Origin of the sequence: Halopseudomonas sp. SMJS2 (assembly GCF_029866945.1) — a bacterium.
Classification (GTDB): Bacteria; Pseudomonadota; Gammaproteobacteria; order Pseudomonadales; family Pseudomonadaceae; genus Halopseudomonas; species Halopseudomonas bauzanensis.
The window spans coordinates 269,152-284,057 of sequence record NZ_CP123445.1; the positions used below are offsets into that span (position 1 = coordinate 269,152).

Consider the following 14,906-nt stretch of genomic DNA (forward strand, 5'->3'; position numbering starts at 1 on the left):
TCCCCTCAGTGCCAATGGCTGCCCCAGAGCCTCCCCCCGCTGTAGCTGAGTCGGAGCCACCCCGACCTGGTCCTGGTGCGGCCGCTCTTTGTGTGGCGCTGGGCAGGTTTCCTGGGCTGGCCGAGGCCGAGCAACTGCGCCAGCGGCTGTTGGCGCTGGATATTGAATCCAGGTTGCAGACCAGGGACGTGGTCATGGGAGTGGATTATTGGCTGGTGATGCCAGTAGTGGGTGGCGAGCGGCATGCAGTCATCCAGCTGTCAGCGCTGCAGGAGCAAGGTATTGATAGCTTCCTGATTACGCGGGGGGAGATGGCTGGTAGCTTGTCGCTGGGTGTTTTCGCCCGGGAGGATTACGCTCAGGTAAGGCAGGAACAGTTGCAGCAATTGGGTCATGACGTGCGCCTGCACGCGCTCAATAAAAAAGAGCAGCAGTATGTGGTCGAAGTAGGCAGCAAGGCCAGGCGTCTGGTGGATCAGGCAATGCTGACCCGGCTGCGAGCGGACTTTCCCGGACTGCAACATCAATATCAGCCATGCGCAGGCGTTGCCAACACGGGGCGTATCCCATAGAATGGCGCCCGCTCCAATGCAGCGCCCCGGGAAAACCGGAGGGGATGCGATGGAGCAATGCCCTGAAACAACACAAGTCGCGGTTTTTTCTAAGAAAAGTGTTGACAGGGTGGCGCCAAGTGAAGAAAATGGCGCCTCTTTTACGGAGGGGTTCCCGAGCGGTCAAAGGGATCAGACTGTAAATCTGACGGCTTAGCCTTCGAAGGTTCGAATCCTTCCCCCTCCACCAGATTTAGTATTGCCGGGCAAGATGCTCTTGGCGGGTATAGTTCAACGGTAGAACCTCAGCCTTCCAAGCTGATGGTGCGGGTTCGATTCCCGCTACCCGCTCCAGTCCGGTAATGCGACGGTGTAAGCTCATGTAGCTCAGTTGGTAGAGCACACCCTTGGTAAGGGTGAGGTCAGCGGTTCAAATCCGCTCATGAGCTCCAATATCAAGGCAGATATGCAAATATCTGCCTTTTATTTAATGGTCGCGTGACTCGCGCATTGCACTCAGCAGAGGGGATCTCTCGATGGCTAAAGAGAAGTTCGAACGCAGCAAACCGCACCTGAACGTGGGTACCATCGGTCACGTTGACCATGGCAAAACCACTCTGACCGCTGCTCTGACCCGCGTTTGCGCCGAAGTATTCGGCAGTGGTGGCACCTCCAAGGGCTACGATCAGATCGACAACGCGCCGGAAGAAAAGGCTCGTGGTATCACCATCAACACGTCCCACGTTGAGTATGATTCCCCGATCCGTCACTACGCGCACGTTGACTGCCCCGGTCACGCTGACTATGTGAAGAACATGATCACCGGTGCTGCCCAGATGGACGGCGCTATCCTGGTTTGCTCCGCTGCTGACGGCCCCATGCCGCAGACTCGCGAGCACATCCTGCTGTCCCGCCAGGTTGGCGTTCCTTACATCGTCGTGTTCCTGAACAAGGCTGACATGGTTGATGATGAAGAGCTGCTGGAGCTGGTCGAGATGGAAGTGCGTGATCTGCTGAGCACCTACGACTTCCCAGGCGACGACACTCCGATCATCATCGGTTCCGCGCTGATGGCACTGAACGGTCAGGACGACAACGGCATGGGTACTACCGCCGTCAAGACTCTGGTCGAGACTCTGGACAGCTACATTCCCGAGCCTGAGCGTGCTATCGACAAGCCGTTCCTGATGCCGATCGAAGACGTATTCTCCATTTCCGGTCGCGGTACTGTTGTGACTGGTCGTGTTGAGCGCGGTATCGTTCGCGTTCAGGAAGAAGTCGAGATCGTTGGTATCAAAGACACCGTCAAGACCACTTGTACTGGTGTTGAGATGTTCCGCAAGCTGCTCGACGAAGGTCGTGCTGGTGAGAACGTTGGTGTTCTGCTGCGTGGTACCAAGCGTGAAGACGTTGAGCGTGGTCAGGTTCTGGCCAAGCCGGGCACCATCAAGCCGCACACTCAGTTCGAAGCTGAAGTGTACGTACTGGGCAAGGATGAAGGCGGTCGTCACACTCCGTTCTTCAAGGGCTACCGTCCGCAGTTCTACTTCCGTACAACTGACGTGACCGGTTCCTGTGAGCTGCCAGAAGGCGTGGAAATGGTTATGCCGGGCGACAACGTGAAGCTGGTTGTTACCCTGATCGCTCCGATCGCCATGGAAGACGGCCTGCGCTTCGCGATTCGCGAAGGTGGTCGTACCGTTGGTGCCGGCGTGGTTGCCAAGATCATTGCTTAATTAGTAATTGATCTTGAAGTGTTGGGCCGGTATCATTACCGGCTCAACTGCGATTACAGGCCAGTAGCTCAATTGGCAGAGCGGCGGTCTCCAAAACCGCAGGTTGGGGGTTCGATTCCCTCCTGGCCTGCCAGATTATCTGGCAAACACAAAACAGGATTTTACGATTGATGAGCACCAAGGCAGAAACTCACGATAGCCGCTTAGATGTCCTCAAGTGGATTGTCGTGGCTATCCTCGTTTTTGTCGGCGTTTACGGTAATCATTACTTCGCAGCCGAATCTGTTTTGTATCGTGCCGTAGCGCTGGTTGCGCTCGGCCTGGTGGCGGGCTTTGTTGCCCTGCAGACCGAAAAAGGCAAGGCCTTCTGGGCGCTGCTCAAAGAAGCACGCATCGAGATCCGGAAGGTCGTCTGGCCAACTCGTACGGAAACCACTCAGACAACGCTGATCGTTCTGGCGGTTGTTCTGGTCATGGCCCTGATCCTGTGGGGGCTCGATACCCTGCTGGGTTGGATTATTTCTAAGTTCATTGGCTAAAGGTGCTCCGTGTCTAAGCGTTGGTACGTCATACATGCCTACTCCGGATTCGAGAAGCACGTGATGCGTTCTCTCCAGGAGCGGGTCAAGCTGGCCGGAATGGAAGACCAGTTTGGTGAGATCCTTGTGCCCACCGAAGAAGTGGTGGAAATGCGCAACGGCCAGAAGCGCAAGAGTGAGCGCAAATTCTTTCCGGGCTATGTTCTGGTTCAGATGGAAATGAACGAAGGAACCTGGCACCTGGTCAAGGATACCTCTCGCGTGCTGGGCTTCATCGGTGGTACTGCGGACAAACCCGCGCCGATCACTGATCGTGAAGCTGAAGCCATCCTGCGCCGCGTCGCTGACGGCAGTGATAAGCCGAAGCCCAAGACTCTGTTCGAGCCGGGTGAGGTTGTTCGCGTCACCGATGGTCCCTTCGCCGACTTCAATGGAGTCGTTGAAGAAGTTAATTATGAGAAAAGCCGTGTTCAGGTGGCTGTTCTCATCTTTGGTCGCCCCACGCCAGTGGAGCTCGAATTCAGCCAGGTCGAAAAAGGCTGAGTTCAACTGCCCGCCTGAACCCTGCAATGCCTGAAGGCAATGCGGGGTTTTGTTGTCAGTGGGCACTATGTTAAGTCGGGGAGCCGCGAGGCGCTATTACCCATTGGAGAAGACAAATGGCAAAGAAGATTCAGGCTTATATCAAGCTGCAAGTCAAGGCCGGTCAGGCTAACCCAAGTCCGCCGGTAGGTCCGGCCCTGGGTCAGCACGGCGTAAACATCATGGAATTCTGCAAGGCGTTCAACGCCAAGACCCAGGGCGTTGAGCCAGGTCTGCCGACTCCCGTGATCATCACCGTATACAGCGACCGCAGCTTTACTTTTGAAACCAAAAGTACTCCTGCTGCCGTACTGCTGATGAAGGCTGCTGGTGTCAAGGGCGGTTCCGCTCGTCCCAACAGCCAGAAGGTAGGTACTGTTACTCGCGCCCAGCTCGAAGAGATCGCCAAGACCAAGCAGGCTGATCTGACCGCTGCTGACCTGGACGCTGCTGTGCGCACCATCGCGGGTTCTGCCCGTAGCATGGGTCTGACCGTGGAGGGTGTGTAAATGGCCAAGCTCACCAAGCGCCAAAAGGCAATCAGCGAGAAAGTTGATAGCACCAAGGTTTACAGCTTCGAAGAAGCGGCCGCACTGCTGGCCGAAGTATCCAACGTCAAGTTCGTCGAGTCCGTTGATGTTGCCGTGAACCTCGGCGTTGATCCGCGCAAATCCGACCAGGTCGTACGTGGCGCTACACTGCTGCCCCATGGCACTGGCAAGACCGTTCGCGTAGCCGTGTTCACCCAGGGTGCCAACGCTGAAGCCGCACTGGCTGCCGGCGCTGACAAGGTCGGCATGGACGATCTGGCTGCCGAAATGAAGGCCGGTAATCTGGACTATGACGTCGTCATCGCTTCTCCGGACGCCATGCGTGTCGTTGGTCAGCTGGGTCAGCTGCTCGGGCGCGCGGCCTGATGCCGAACCCGAAGGTCGGTACTGTATCTGCTGACGTCGGCACTGCAGTGAAGAATGCCAAGGCTGGTCAGGTTCGCTACCGCACCGACAAGAACGGCATCATTCATTGCTCCGTAGGCAAGGTTGGCTTCGAGCCGGTCAAGCTGAAGGAAAACGTTGAAGCGCTGCTGGCCGATCTGAAGAAGGCCAAGCCGTCCACGTCCAAGGGTATCTATCTGCAGCGCGTGTCCCTGAGCACCACCATGGGTCCGGGTCTGTACATTGACCACTCTGCGCTGAATATCTGATTCATCGGCGCGCCGTTCGCGGCGCGTCAACTATTGGGGTCCCTGCCGGTTGGGGGCTGTCCAAGACCGTAGGTGGCGCAAGCCTCAAATCGGGGAGAAATTCCCAGGCCTACGCAGATGGTGCTCACGATTCAGTGCAGGCTGGATCAGACACCAAAACATGTCGCCTCACGGCGATCAATGGTAAATCCAGGAGTAGAACCCGTGGCAATTAAGCTCGAAGACAAAAAGGCCATCGTCGCTGAAGTCAACGAAGCTGCCAAAGGTGCGCTGTCTGCCGTTGTGGCTGATGCCCGCGGTGTAAGCGTATCTGCCATGACTGGTCTGCGCAAAGACGCACGCGAAGCCGGCGTTTACGTACGTGTTGTACGTAACACCCTGCTGCGTCGTGCTGTTGAAGGCACCGAGTACGACTGCCTCAACGACGTCTTTGTCGGTCCGACCCTGATTGCGTTCTCCAACGAACACCCGGGCGCTGCTGCCCGTCTGTTCAAGGAGTTCGCCAAGGGTCAGGACAAGTTCCAGATCAAGGCAGCTGCGTTTGAAGGCAACTACCTTTCAGCCGATCAGATCGACAAACTGGCCACACTGCCGACTTACGACGAGGCAATCAGCCAGCTGATGAGCGTGATCCAAGGCGCTACCAGCAAGTTCGTTCGTACTTTGGCCGCTGTCCGCGATCAGAAGGAAGCCGAGGCGGCCTGATTGGTCAGCTAGCGCTTTGTTCGTTTGCTTTTAATGTTTTGACGACCCCAAGGGTTGTCCCCCAATACAGGAATATAGAGTCATGGCTCTGACCAACGAAGATATCATCAATGCCGTATCCGAAATGTCCGTTATGCAGGTCGTTGAACTGATCAGCGCAATGGAAGAGAAGTTCGGCGTTTCCGCCGCTGCCGCTGTCGCAGCTGGCCCGGCTGCTGGTGGCGCTGCTGCCGCTGAAGAGCAGACCGAGTTCAACGTTATCCTGACCGCCGCTGGCGAGAAGAAAGTTAACGTGATCAAGGCTGTTCGCGAGCTGACCGGTCTGGGCCTGAAAGAAGCCAAGGCCATGGTTGATGGCGCTCCGGCTACCATCAAGGAAGGCGTTTCCAAGGACGAAGCCGAAGCCGCGAAGAAATCGCTGGAAGAGGCTGGTGCAGCGGTCGAGCTCAAGTAAGCTTGCGCGACCTTGCGTCGACAATCTGATCGACGGTCAGATTGATGGCTGGTGGCCTGTGTGCCACCGGCCTTTTTCCGTTCCGGCCTGATCTCGGGCCGGTCGGATCCACTCCGAAGCGAGTGAGCAAGACGAGGTCTTGCAAGCATTTTCAGGCTTTCCCGTCAGGGGGAGCCAATCAAGCAGGTGACCAAGCTGGGGAACGCTGATGGCTTACTCATATACTGAGAAAAAACGTATCCGCAAGGACTTTGGCAAACTGCCGCATGTGATGGATGTACCTTATCTGCTGGCGATCCAGCTGGATTCCTATCGGGAATTCCTGCAGGCCGGCAACGACAAGGACAACGTTCGTGATATCGGTCTGCACGCGGCCTTCAAATCTGTCTTCCCCATTATCAGCTATTCCGGTAATGCGGCGCTCGAATATGTCGGTTACCGGTTAGGTGAGCCGGCTTTCGATGTCAAGGAGTGCGTGCTGCGCGGTGTGACCTTTGCGGTTCCGCTGCGGGTGAAAGTGCGCCTGATCATCTTTGATCGCGAGTCTGCCAGCAAGGCGATCAAGGATATCAAGGAGCAGGAAGTCTATATGGGTGAAATACCCTGATGACTGAAAACGGTACCTTCGTGATCAATGGTACCGAGCGTGTGATCGTATCCCAGTTGCACCGCAGCCCCGGGGTGTTCTTCGACCACGACCGTGGCAAGACCCACAGCTCCGGCAAGTTGCTGTATTCCGCCCGCGTGATTCCCTACCGCGGGTCCTGGCTGGACTTCGAGTTCGATCCCAAGGACGCCGTGTTCGTCCGTATCGACCGTCGCCGCAAGCTGCCGGCGTCCGTGCTGCTGCGCGCGCTGGGCTACCAGACCTCTGAAATTCTCGACATCTTCTATGACACCAACAAGTTCGAGGTGCAAGGTGAAAGCCTGCAACTGGAGCTGGTGCCGCAGCGCCTGCGTGGTGAGATCGCTACCTTTGACATCACTGATGGCAAGGGCAAGGTCATTGTCGAGAAGGGTCGCCGGATTACCGCGCGCCATATCAATCAGCTGGAAAAAGCCGGTATCACCAGTCTGGAAGTACCCTACGACTACCTGATCGGCCGTACCATTGCCAAGGCTGTGGTGCACCCGGCTACCGGTGAGATTCTGGTCGAGTGCAACGTCGAAGTGACAGCGGATCTGATCGACAAGCTGGTGAAAGCCCAGGTTGATCGCATCGAGACGCTGTACACCAACGATATCGACTGTGGCCCGTTCATCTCCGATACCCTGCGCATCGATAACACCACCAGCCAGCTCGAAGCGCTGGTGGAAATCTATCGCATGATGCGCCCCGGTGAGCCGCCGACCAAGGATGCCGCCGAGACGCTGTTCAGCAACCTGTTCTTCAGCAGCGACCGTTACGACCTGTCTGCCGTCGGCCGCATGAAGTTCAATCGCCGCATCGGTCGTGAAGAGATCGAAGGACCTGGCGTGCTGAGCAAGGAAGACATTATCGAGGTGCTCAAGACCCTGGTCGATATCCGTAACGGCAAGGGTGTGGTCGATGATATCGATCACCTGGGTAACCGTCGCATCCGCTCCGTTGGTGAAATGGCTGAAAACCAGTTCCGTGTAGGTCTGGTACGGGTCGAGCGGGCGGTGAAAGAACGTCTGTCCATGGCCGAAAGCGAAGGCCTGATGCCGCAGGATCTGATCAATGCCAAGCCGGTTGCGGCGGCAGTGAAGGAATTCTTCGGTTCCAGCCAGCTGTCCCAGTTCATGGACCAGAACAACCCGCTGTCCGAGATTACCCACAAGCGTCGTGTTTCCGCGCTTGGGCCGGGTGGTCTGACCCGTGAACGTGCCGGCTTCGAAGTGCGCGACGTACACCCGACCCACTATGGTCGCGTATGTCCGATCGAAACTCCGGAAGGTCCGAACATCGGCCTGATCAATTCGCTGGCCACCTATGCCCGGACCAACGAATACGGCTTCCTGGAAAGCCCGTATCGCCGCGTCAAGGATGCCGTGGTGACCGACGAGATCGTGTTCCTGTCGGCCATCGAAGAGTCCGATCATGTTATCGCCCAGGCCAGTGCCGAGGTGCGTGACGGCCGTCTGGTCGAAGAACTGGTTGCCGTTCGTCACATGAACGAATTCAGCGTCAAGGCGCCGGAAGAAGTCACCCTGATGGACGTATCGCCGCGTCAGGTCGTGTCGGTTGCCGCCTCGCTGATTCCGTTCCTCGAGCACGATGATGCCAACCGCGCCCTCATGGGTTCCAACATGCAGCGTCAGGCCGTTCCGACCTTGCGTGCCGAGAAGCCGCTGGTCGGTACCGGTATGGAGCGCAACGTGGCTGTGGACTCCGGTGTCTGCGTGACCGCTCGCCGTGGTGGTGTAGTCGACTCGGTTGATGCCAGCCGTATCGTTATCCGCGCCAACGACGACGAAGTCGAAGCGGGCGAGGCCGGTGTGGATATCTACACCCTGACCAAGTACACCCGTTCCAACCAGAACACCTGCATCAACCAGCGTCCGCTGGTGAAGAAAGGCGATCTGGTGGCGGTCAAGGACATCCTGGCTGATGGTTCTTCCGTCGACATGGGTGAGCTGGCCCTGGGTCAGAACATGCGTGTGGCGTTCATGCCCTGGAATGGCTACAACTTCGAGGACTCCATTCTGGTGTCCGAGCGGGTGGTCCAGGAAGATCGCTTTACTACTATCCACATCCAGGAATTGACCTGCGTTTCCCGTGACACCAAGTTGGGGCCGGAAGAAATCACTTCCGATATTCCCAACGTTGGCGAAGCGGCGCTGGGCAAGCTGGACGAGGCCGGTATCGTTTACGTGGGCGCCGAAGTTGGCACCGGCGACATTCTGGTCGGCAAGGTCACGCCCAAGGGCGAAACCCAGCTGACGCCGGAAGAGAAGCTGCTGCGTGCGATCTTTGGTGAGAAGGCTTCCGACGTCAAGGACACCTCCCTGCGTGTACCGACCGGTACCAAGGGTACGGTCATCGACGTTCAGGTGTTCACCCGTGATGGCGTTGAGCGCGACTCTCGCGCCCTGGCCATCGAGAAGGAGCAGCTGGACGAGATCCGCAAGGATCTGCAGGAAGAGTTCCGCATCGTCGAAACGGCGACTTTCGAGCGCCTCAGCGCTGCGCTGATCGGCCACACTGCCGAAGGCGGTGCCGGTGTCAAGAAAGGCACCGAGCTGACTGCCGAGATTCTTGCCGGTATCGAGCGCGGCCAGTGGTTCAAGCTGCGCATGAGCGAAGACCATCTCAACGAACAGCTGGAGCTGGCTCAGGCCTACCTGATCGACCGCCGCAAGCTGCTCGACGAGAAGTTCGAAGACAAGAAGCGCAAGCTGCAGCAGGGCGATGACCTGGCGCCGGGCGTACTCAAGATCGTCAAGGTCTACCTGGCGATCAAGCGTCGCATCCAGCCGGGTGACAAGATGGCTGGTCGTCACGGTAACAAGGGTGTCATCTCGGTCATCATGCCGATCGAAGATATGCCCCATGACGAGAACGGCACGCCGGTTGACATCGTCCTCAACCCGCTGGGTGTACCTTCGCGGATGAACGTCGGGCAGATTCTCGAAACCCACCTGGGCCTCGCGGCCAAGGGCCTGGGCGAGAAGATCAACCGCATGCTCGAAGAGCAGCGCAAGATCGCCGAACTGCGCGAGTTCCTCGATGAGGTGTACAACAAGGTAGGTGGTCGTCAGGAGAATCTGGACGCACTCAGCGATCAGGAAGTCCTGGATCTGGCCAACAACCTGCGCGCCGGTGTGCCGATGGCAACTGCGGTATTTGATGGTGCTGAAGAGCACGAAATCAAGCACATGCTGCGCCTGGCAGATCTGCCGGACAGTGGTCAGATGAAGTTGTACGACGGCCGTACCGGCAACACCTTCGATCGCCCGGTTACCGTTGGCTACATGTACATGCTCAAGTTGAACCACTTGGTCGATGACAAGATGCACGCCCGTTCGACCGGTTCGTACAGCCTGGTAACACAGCAGCCGCTGGGTGGTAAGGCTCAGTTCGGCGGTCAGCGTTTCGGGGAGATGGAGGTCTGGGCTCTGGAAGCCTATGGTGCCGCCTACACCCTGCAGGAAATGCTCACCGTCAAATCGGATGACGTCAATGGCCGGACCAAGATGTACAAGAACATCGTGGACGGTGACCATCGCATGGAGGCCGGCATGCCCGAGTCCTTCAACGTGCTGGTCAAGGAGATTCGTTCTCTGGCCATCGATATCGACCTGGAATCCGAATAACCACCGAGTGCCCACGTCTCGGGCGGCGTGACCCGCCGCCCTTGAGACACTGCGAGGAGTATAGGCCTTGAAAGACTTATTGAACCTGCTCAAGTCCCAGGGACAAGTTGAAGAGTTCGATTCCATTCGAATCGGCTTGGCATCGCCGGAGATGATCCGGTCCTGGTCCTACGGCGAAGTGAAAAAGCCGGAAACCATTAACTACCGTACCTTCAAGCCGGAGCGTGACGGCCTGTTCTGCGCCAAGATCTTTGGCCCGGTGAAGGACTACGAGTGCCTGTGCGGCAAGTACAAGCGCCTCAAGCACCGTGGCGTCATCTGTGAAAAGTGTGGCGTTGAAGTCGCACTGGCCAAGGTGCGTCGCGAGCGCATGGGACATATCGAACTGGCATCGCCGGTTGCCCATATCTGGTTCCTGAAATCCCTGCCGTCCCGTATCGGTCTGCTGCTGGACATGACCCTGCGCGACATCGAGCGGGTACTGTATTTCGAAAGCTATGTCGTGATCGAGCCCGGTCTGACTACGCTGGAGAAAGGCCAGCTGCTGAACGACGAACAGTACTTCGAAGCGCTGGAAGAATTCGGTGACGAGTTCGATGCGCGCATGGGTGCCGAAGCGGTATTCGAGCTGCTGACCGCCATGGATCTGGAGCACGAGATCAGCCGGCTGCGTGAGGAAATTCCGCAGACCACCTCGGAAACCAAGATCAAGAAGCTGTCCAAGCGGCTGAAGCTGATGGAAGCCTTCCAGGGTTCCGGCAACAAGCCGGAGTGGATGGTCATGACCGTACTGCCGGTACTGCCGCCGGACCTGCGTCCGCTGGTACCGCTGGATGGCGGTCGTTTCGCGACTTCCGACCTGAACGACCTGTACCGTCGGGTGATCAACCGTAACAACCGCCTGAAGCGTCTGCTGGATCTGTCCGCGCCGGATATCATCGTGCGCAACGAAAAGCGCATGCTGCAGGAATCGGTTGATGCGCTGCTGGACAACGGTCGTCGCGGCCGTGCCATCACCGGCACCAACAAGCGCCCGCTGAAGTCCCTGGCCGACATGATCAAGGGTAAGCAGGGCCGTTTCCGTCAGAACCTGCTCGGTAAGCGCGTTGACTACTCCGGTCGTTCGGTGATCGTGGTAGGTCCGACCCTGCGTCTGCATCAGTGCGGTCTGCCCAAGAAGATGGCGCTGGAACTGTTCAAGCCGTTCATCTTCGGCAAGCTGGAACATCGCGGCCTGGCCACCACCATCAAGGCGGCCAAGAAGATGGTTGAGCGCGAGCTGCCGGAAGTGTGGGATATCCTCGCCGAGGTTATCCGCGAACACCCCGTGCTGCTCAACCGTGCACCAACACTGCACCGTCTGGGTATCCAGGCGTTCGAGCCGGTACTGATCGAAGGCAAGGCCATTCAACTGCACCCGCTGGTGTGTGCGGCCTATAACGCCGACTTCGACGGTGACCAGATGGCCGTTCACGTGCCGCTGACGCTGGAAGCCCAGCTGGAAGCGCGCGCGCTGATGATGTCGACCAACAACATCCTGTCGCCGGCCAGTGGCGAGCCGATCATCGTGCCGTCCCAGGACGTGGTACTGGGTCTGTACTACATGACTCGTTCGCGCATCAATGCGCGTGGCGAAGGCATGCGTTTCACCAGCATCGCCGAAGTCGAGATGGCCTACCGTAGCGGCCACGTTGACCTGCACTCGATGGTCAAGGTGCGTCTCGAAGAGACCGTCAAGCACAAGGACGAGAGCTGGACCACGGAAACCCGCATCATCGACACCACTGTCGGTCGCGCGTTGCTGTTCCAGATCCTGCCCAAGGGGCTGCCCTTCTCGCTGGTCGACCAGCCGCTGAAGAAGAAGGCGATTTCCAAGCTGATCAACACCAGCTACCGGATCGTGGGTCTCAAGGAGACCGTGATCTTCGCTGACCAGCTGATGTACACCGGCTTTGCCTATTCGACCATCTCCGGTGCCTCCATCGGCGTGAACGACTTCGTCATTCCCGATGAGAAGGCGCGGATCATCGAAGATGCCACCGCCGAGGTGAAGGAAATCGAAGACCAGTACGCTTCCGGTCTGGTTACCGCCGGGGAGAAGTACAACAAGGTCATCGACTTGTGGTCCAAGGCCAACGACGAGATTTCCAAGGCGATGATGGACAACCTCAAGTCCACTCGCGTGCTGGATCGTGACGGCAAGGAAGTCGAGCAGGAGTCCTTCAACTCGATGTACATGATGGCCGACTCCGGTGCCCGGGGTTCCGCCGCACAGATTCGTCAGTTGGCAGGTATGCGGGGTCTGATGGCCAAGCCGGATGGCTCGATCATCGAAACGCCGATCATCGCCAACTTCCGTGAAGGTCTGAACGTACTCCAGTACTTCATCTCCACCCACGGTGCCCGTAAGGGTCTGGCGGATACGGCACTGAAGACCGCCAACTCCGGTTACCTGACTCGTCGCCTGGTCGACGTGGCGCAGGACCTGGTAATCACCGAGGTCGATTGCGGTACTGATCAGGGTCTGGTCATGAAGCCGCATATCGAAGGCGGCGACATTGTCGAGCCGCTGGGTGAGCGCGTGCTGGGTCGGGTCATCGCCCGTGACGTATTCAAGCCGGGTACCGAAGACGTCATCGTCGCCGGCGGCACTTTGATCGACGAGCAGTGGGTCGAGTTCCTCGAGCTGAACAGTGTGGACGAGGTGATTGTACGCTCGCCCATTACCTGTGAAACCCGCTACGGCGTGTGCTCCACCTGCTATGGTCGCGACCTGGCACGTGGTCACCAGATCAATATCGGTGAGGCGGTGGGTGTGATCGCTGCCCAGTCCATTGGTGAGCCGGGTACCCAGCTGACCATGCGGACGTTCCACATCGGTGGTGCTGCCAGCCGGACCGCCGCGCAGGACAGCATTCAGGTCAAAAGCGCCGGTACCATCCGCCTGCACAACCTGAAGCACGTGACCCGTGATGACGGCGCGCTGGTGGCGGTGTCCCGTTCCGGTGAGCTGGCTCTGGCTGACGAGTTCGGTCGTGAGCGTGAGCGTTACAAGCTGCCCTACGGTGCGGTGATCTCCATTCACGAGAGTGATAAGGTCCAGGCCGGCCAGGTGGTTGCCAAGTGGGATCCGCACACTCACCCGATCGTTACCGAGATTGCCGGTACCGTACAGTTCGTTGGCATGGAGGAGGGTATCACCATCCGCCGTCAGACCGACGAACTTACCGGTCTGAGCAACATCGAAGTAATGGCGGTGCACGAGCGTCCATCCGCTGGTAAGGACATCCGTCCGACCATGAAACTGATTGGCGCTGACGGTAAGGAGCTGATGCTGCCGGGTACCGATGTGCCGGCGCAGTACTTCCTGCCCGAGAAGACCCAGGTCAACCTGTCCGATGGAGTGCAGGTAACCATTGGTGACGTACTGGCACGTATTCCTCAGGAAACGTCCAAGACTCGCGACATCACCGGTGGTCTGCCGCGTGTTGCCGATCTGTTCGAGGCGCGTCGTCCGAAGGAGCCGTCCATCCTGGCAGAAGTCAGCGGCACCATCTCCTTCGGCAAGGAAACCAAGGGCAAGCGCCGTCTGGTCATCACTCCGAACGATGGCAGCGATCCGTACGAGGAGCTGATTCCGAAGTGGCGCCACCTGAACGTGTTCGAAGGTGAACAGGTCACCAAGGGTGAGGTTATCTCCGATGGCCCGAGCAACCCGCACGATATCCTGCGTTTGCTGGGTGTCAGCGAGCTCGCCAAGTACATCGTCAACGAAATTCAGGACGTGTACCGCCTGCAGGGTGTGAAGATCAACGACAAGCACATCGAGGTGACCATTCGCCAGATGCTGCGCAAGGTCGAGATCAGCGAGTCGGGTGATTCCAGCTTCATCAAGGGCGACCAGGTCGAGCTGACCCAGGTCCTCGAAGAGAACGAAGCGCTGGCTGGTCAGGACAAGTTCCCGGCCAAGTATGAGCGGGTACTGCTGGGTATCACCAAGGCGTCGCTGTCGACCGAGTCGTTCATTTCCGCGGCTTCCTTCCAGGAAACCACACGGGTACTGACCGAGGCTGCCGTTACCGGTAAGCGCGATCACCTGCGTGGCCTGAAAGAGAACGTGGTGGTGGGTCGTCTGATTCCGGCCGGTACCGGTCTGGCCTACCACGCTGAGCGCAAGCGTCAGCGTACGGCCGACAAGCCGGCGAAAGTCAGCGCCAGTGAAGTCGAGCAGGCCCTGTCGGATGCGCTGAATTCCAGCGGCAACTGATCAGTGTCACCCGTCGTGGACCACGGCGGGTGCGCTTGACGATGGGGGGAGGTCTCTATAGAATTCCGTACCCCTAAAATAGGCGGGGCGTTTTGCCCTGCCGTTTTATTTAATATGTCCCAGGGACATCAGTGGAGTTTTGCTAGATGGCAACAATCAACCAGCTGGTTCAAAAGCCGCGCAAGCGTGTTGCTGAAAAAAGCGACGTGCCCGCGCTGCAGAACTGCCCGCAGCGTCGTGGTGTATGTACTCGCGTATATACCACCACGCCGAAGAAGCCGAACTCGGCTCTGCGTAAGGTCTGCCGTGTTCGCTTGACCAACGGCTTTGAAGTTTCTTCCTATATCGGTGGTGAAGGCCACAACCTGCAAGAGCACAGCGTCGTTCTGATTCGCGGCGGCCGTGTAAAAGACTTGCCAGGTGTGCGTTACCACACTGTTCGCGGTTCGCTGGATACCTCCGGTGTCAAAGACCGTAAGCAGGGTCGTTCCAAGTACGGCGCCAAGCGTCCGAAGTAATTTGAATTCATTTAACCTGAGTCGATAAGAGTAAGGTCAGGCGTAACGAAAATGTTGCAGTCCTGAGCTAAC

General features: G+C 58.1%; 9 protein-coding genes, 4 tRNA genes and 2 pseudogenes. All 15 read left to right on the top strand.

Features of this window, described 5'->3' with window-relative positions; translation table 11 throughout:
• Positions 1-92: 92 nt before the first annotated feature.
• The gene (locus QAO71_RS01250) at positions 93-572 is read left to right on the top strand and encodes a hypothetical protein (protein WP_280165072.1); all 480 of its coding nucleotides are present in this window, start codon (positions 93-95) and stop codon (positions 570-572) included.
• A 144-nt stretch (positions 573-716) separates the two neighbouring features.
• Positions 717-801: transfer RNA gene (locus QAO71_RS01255), tRNA-Tyr, on the top strand.
• A gap of 30 nt (positions 802-831) precedes the next feature.
• Positions 832-905, top strand: a tRNA-Gly gene (locus QAO71_RS01260).
• A gap of 22 nt (positions 906-927) precedes the next feature.
• Positions 928-1,003, top strand: a tRNA-Thr gene (locus tag QAO71_RS01265).
• A gap of 84 nt (positions 1,004-1,087) precedes the next feature.
• On the top strand, positions 1,088-2,287 hold the full coding sequence (tuf, locus tag QAO71_RS01270) for an elongation factor Tu (protein WP_036993729.1): 1,200 nt from the start codon (positions 1,088-1,090) through the stop codon (positions 2,285-2,287).
• 57 nt (positions 2,288-2,344) lie between these two features.
• A tRNA-Trp gene (locus tag QAO71_RS01275) sits at positions 2,345-2,420 on the top strand.
• A 37-nt stretch (positions 2,421-2,457) separates the two neighbouring features.
• Positions 2,458-2,826, top strand: coding sequence for a preprotein translocase subunit SecE (gene secE, locus QAO71_RS01280; RefSeq protein WP_036993757.1), 369 nt, complete (start codon positions 2,458-2,460; stop codon positions 2,824-2,826).
• A gap of 9 nt (positions 2,827-2,835) precedes the next feature.
• Positions 2,836-3,369 carry a transcription termination/antitermination protein NusG gene (gene nusG / locus QAO71_RS01285; protein ID WP_036993755.1) on the top strand — a complete coding sequence of 178 codons (534 nt, stop codon included), beginning with the start codon at positions 2,836-2,838 and terminating at the stop codon, positions 3,367-3,369.
• Positions 3,370-3,485: 116 nt separating this feature from the next.
• Positions 3,486-3,917 carry a 50S ribosomal protein L11 gene (rplK, locus tag QAO71_RS01290; RefSeq protein WP_036993752.1) on the top strand — a complete coding sequence of 144 codons (432 nt, stop codon included), beginning with the start codon at positions 3,486-3,488 and terminating at the stop codon, positions 3,915-3,917.
• Positions 3,918-4,612: pseudogene (rplA, locus tag QAO71_RS01295) on the top strand (50S ribosomal protein L1).
• 204 nt (positions 4,613-4,816) lie between these two features.
• Positions 4,817-5,317 (top strand): 50S ribosomal protein L10, encoded by a 501-nt coding sequence (gene rplJ, locus QAO71_RS01300; protein WP_036993748.1) that lies wholly within the window; start codon positions 4,817-4,819, stop codon positions 5,315-5,317.
• Positions 5,318-5,399: 82 nt separating this feature from the next.
• The gene (gene rplL, locus QAO71_RS01305; protein WP_036993745.1) at positions 5,400-5,771 is read left to right on the top strand and encodes a 50S ribosomal protein L7/L12; all 372 of its coding nucleotides are present in this window, start codon (positions 5,400-5,402) and stop codon (positions 5,769-5,771) included.
• 208 nt (positions 5,772-5,979) lie between these two features.
• Positions 5,980-10,049: pseudogene (rpoB, locus tag QAO71_RS01310) on the top strand (DNA-directed RNA polymerase subunit beta).
• 67 nt (positions 10,050-10,116) lie between these two features.
• On the top strand, positions 10,117-14,316 hold the full coding sequence (rpoC, locus tag QAO71_RS01315; RefSeq protein ID WP_280165073.1) for a DNA-directed RNA polymerase subunit beta': 4,200 nt from the start codon (positions 10,117-10,119) through the stop codon (positions 14,314-14,316).
• A 146-nt stretch (positions 14,317-14,462) separates the two neighbouring features.
• Positions 14,463-14,834, top strand: a complete 372-nt coding sequence (rpsL, locus tag QAO71_RS01320; protein WP_036993737.1) for a 30S ribosomal protein S12 — start codon at positions 14,463-14,465, stop codon at positions 14,832-14,834.
• Positions 14,835-14,906: the final 72 nt, after the last annotated feature.

Excerpts from the sequence above, each read along its gene's own strand:
- rpsL (WP_036993737.1), top strand. The coding sequence starts at position 14,463 with ATGGCAACAATCAACCAGCTGGTTCAAAAGCCGCGCAAGCGTGTTGCT.
- tuf (WP_036993729.1), top strand. The coding sequence starts at position 1,088 with ATGGCTAAAGAGAAGTTCGAACGCAGCAAACCGCACCTGAACGTGGGT.
- rplL (WP_036993745.1), top strand. The coding sequence starts at position 5,400 with ATGGCTCTGACCAACGAAGATATCATCAATGCCGTATCCGAAATGTCC.
- secE (WP_036993757.1), top strand. The coding sequence starts at position 2,458 with ATGAGCACCAAGGCAGAAACTCACGATAGCCGCTTAGATGTCCTCAAG.
- rplK (WP_036993752.1), top strand. The coding sequence starts at position 3,486 with ATGGCAAAGAAGATTCAGGCTTATATCAAGCTGCAAGTCAAGGCCGGT.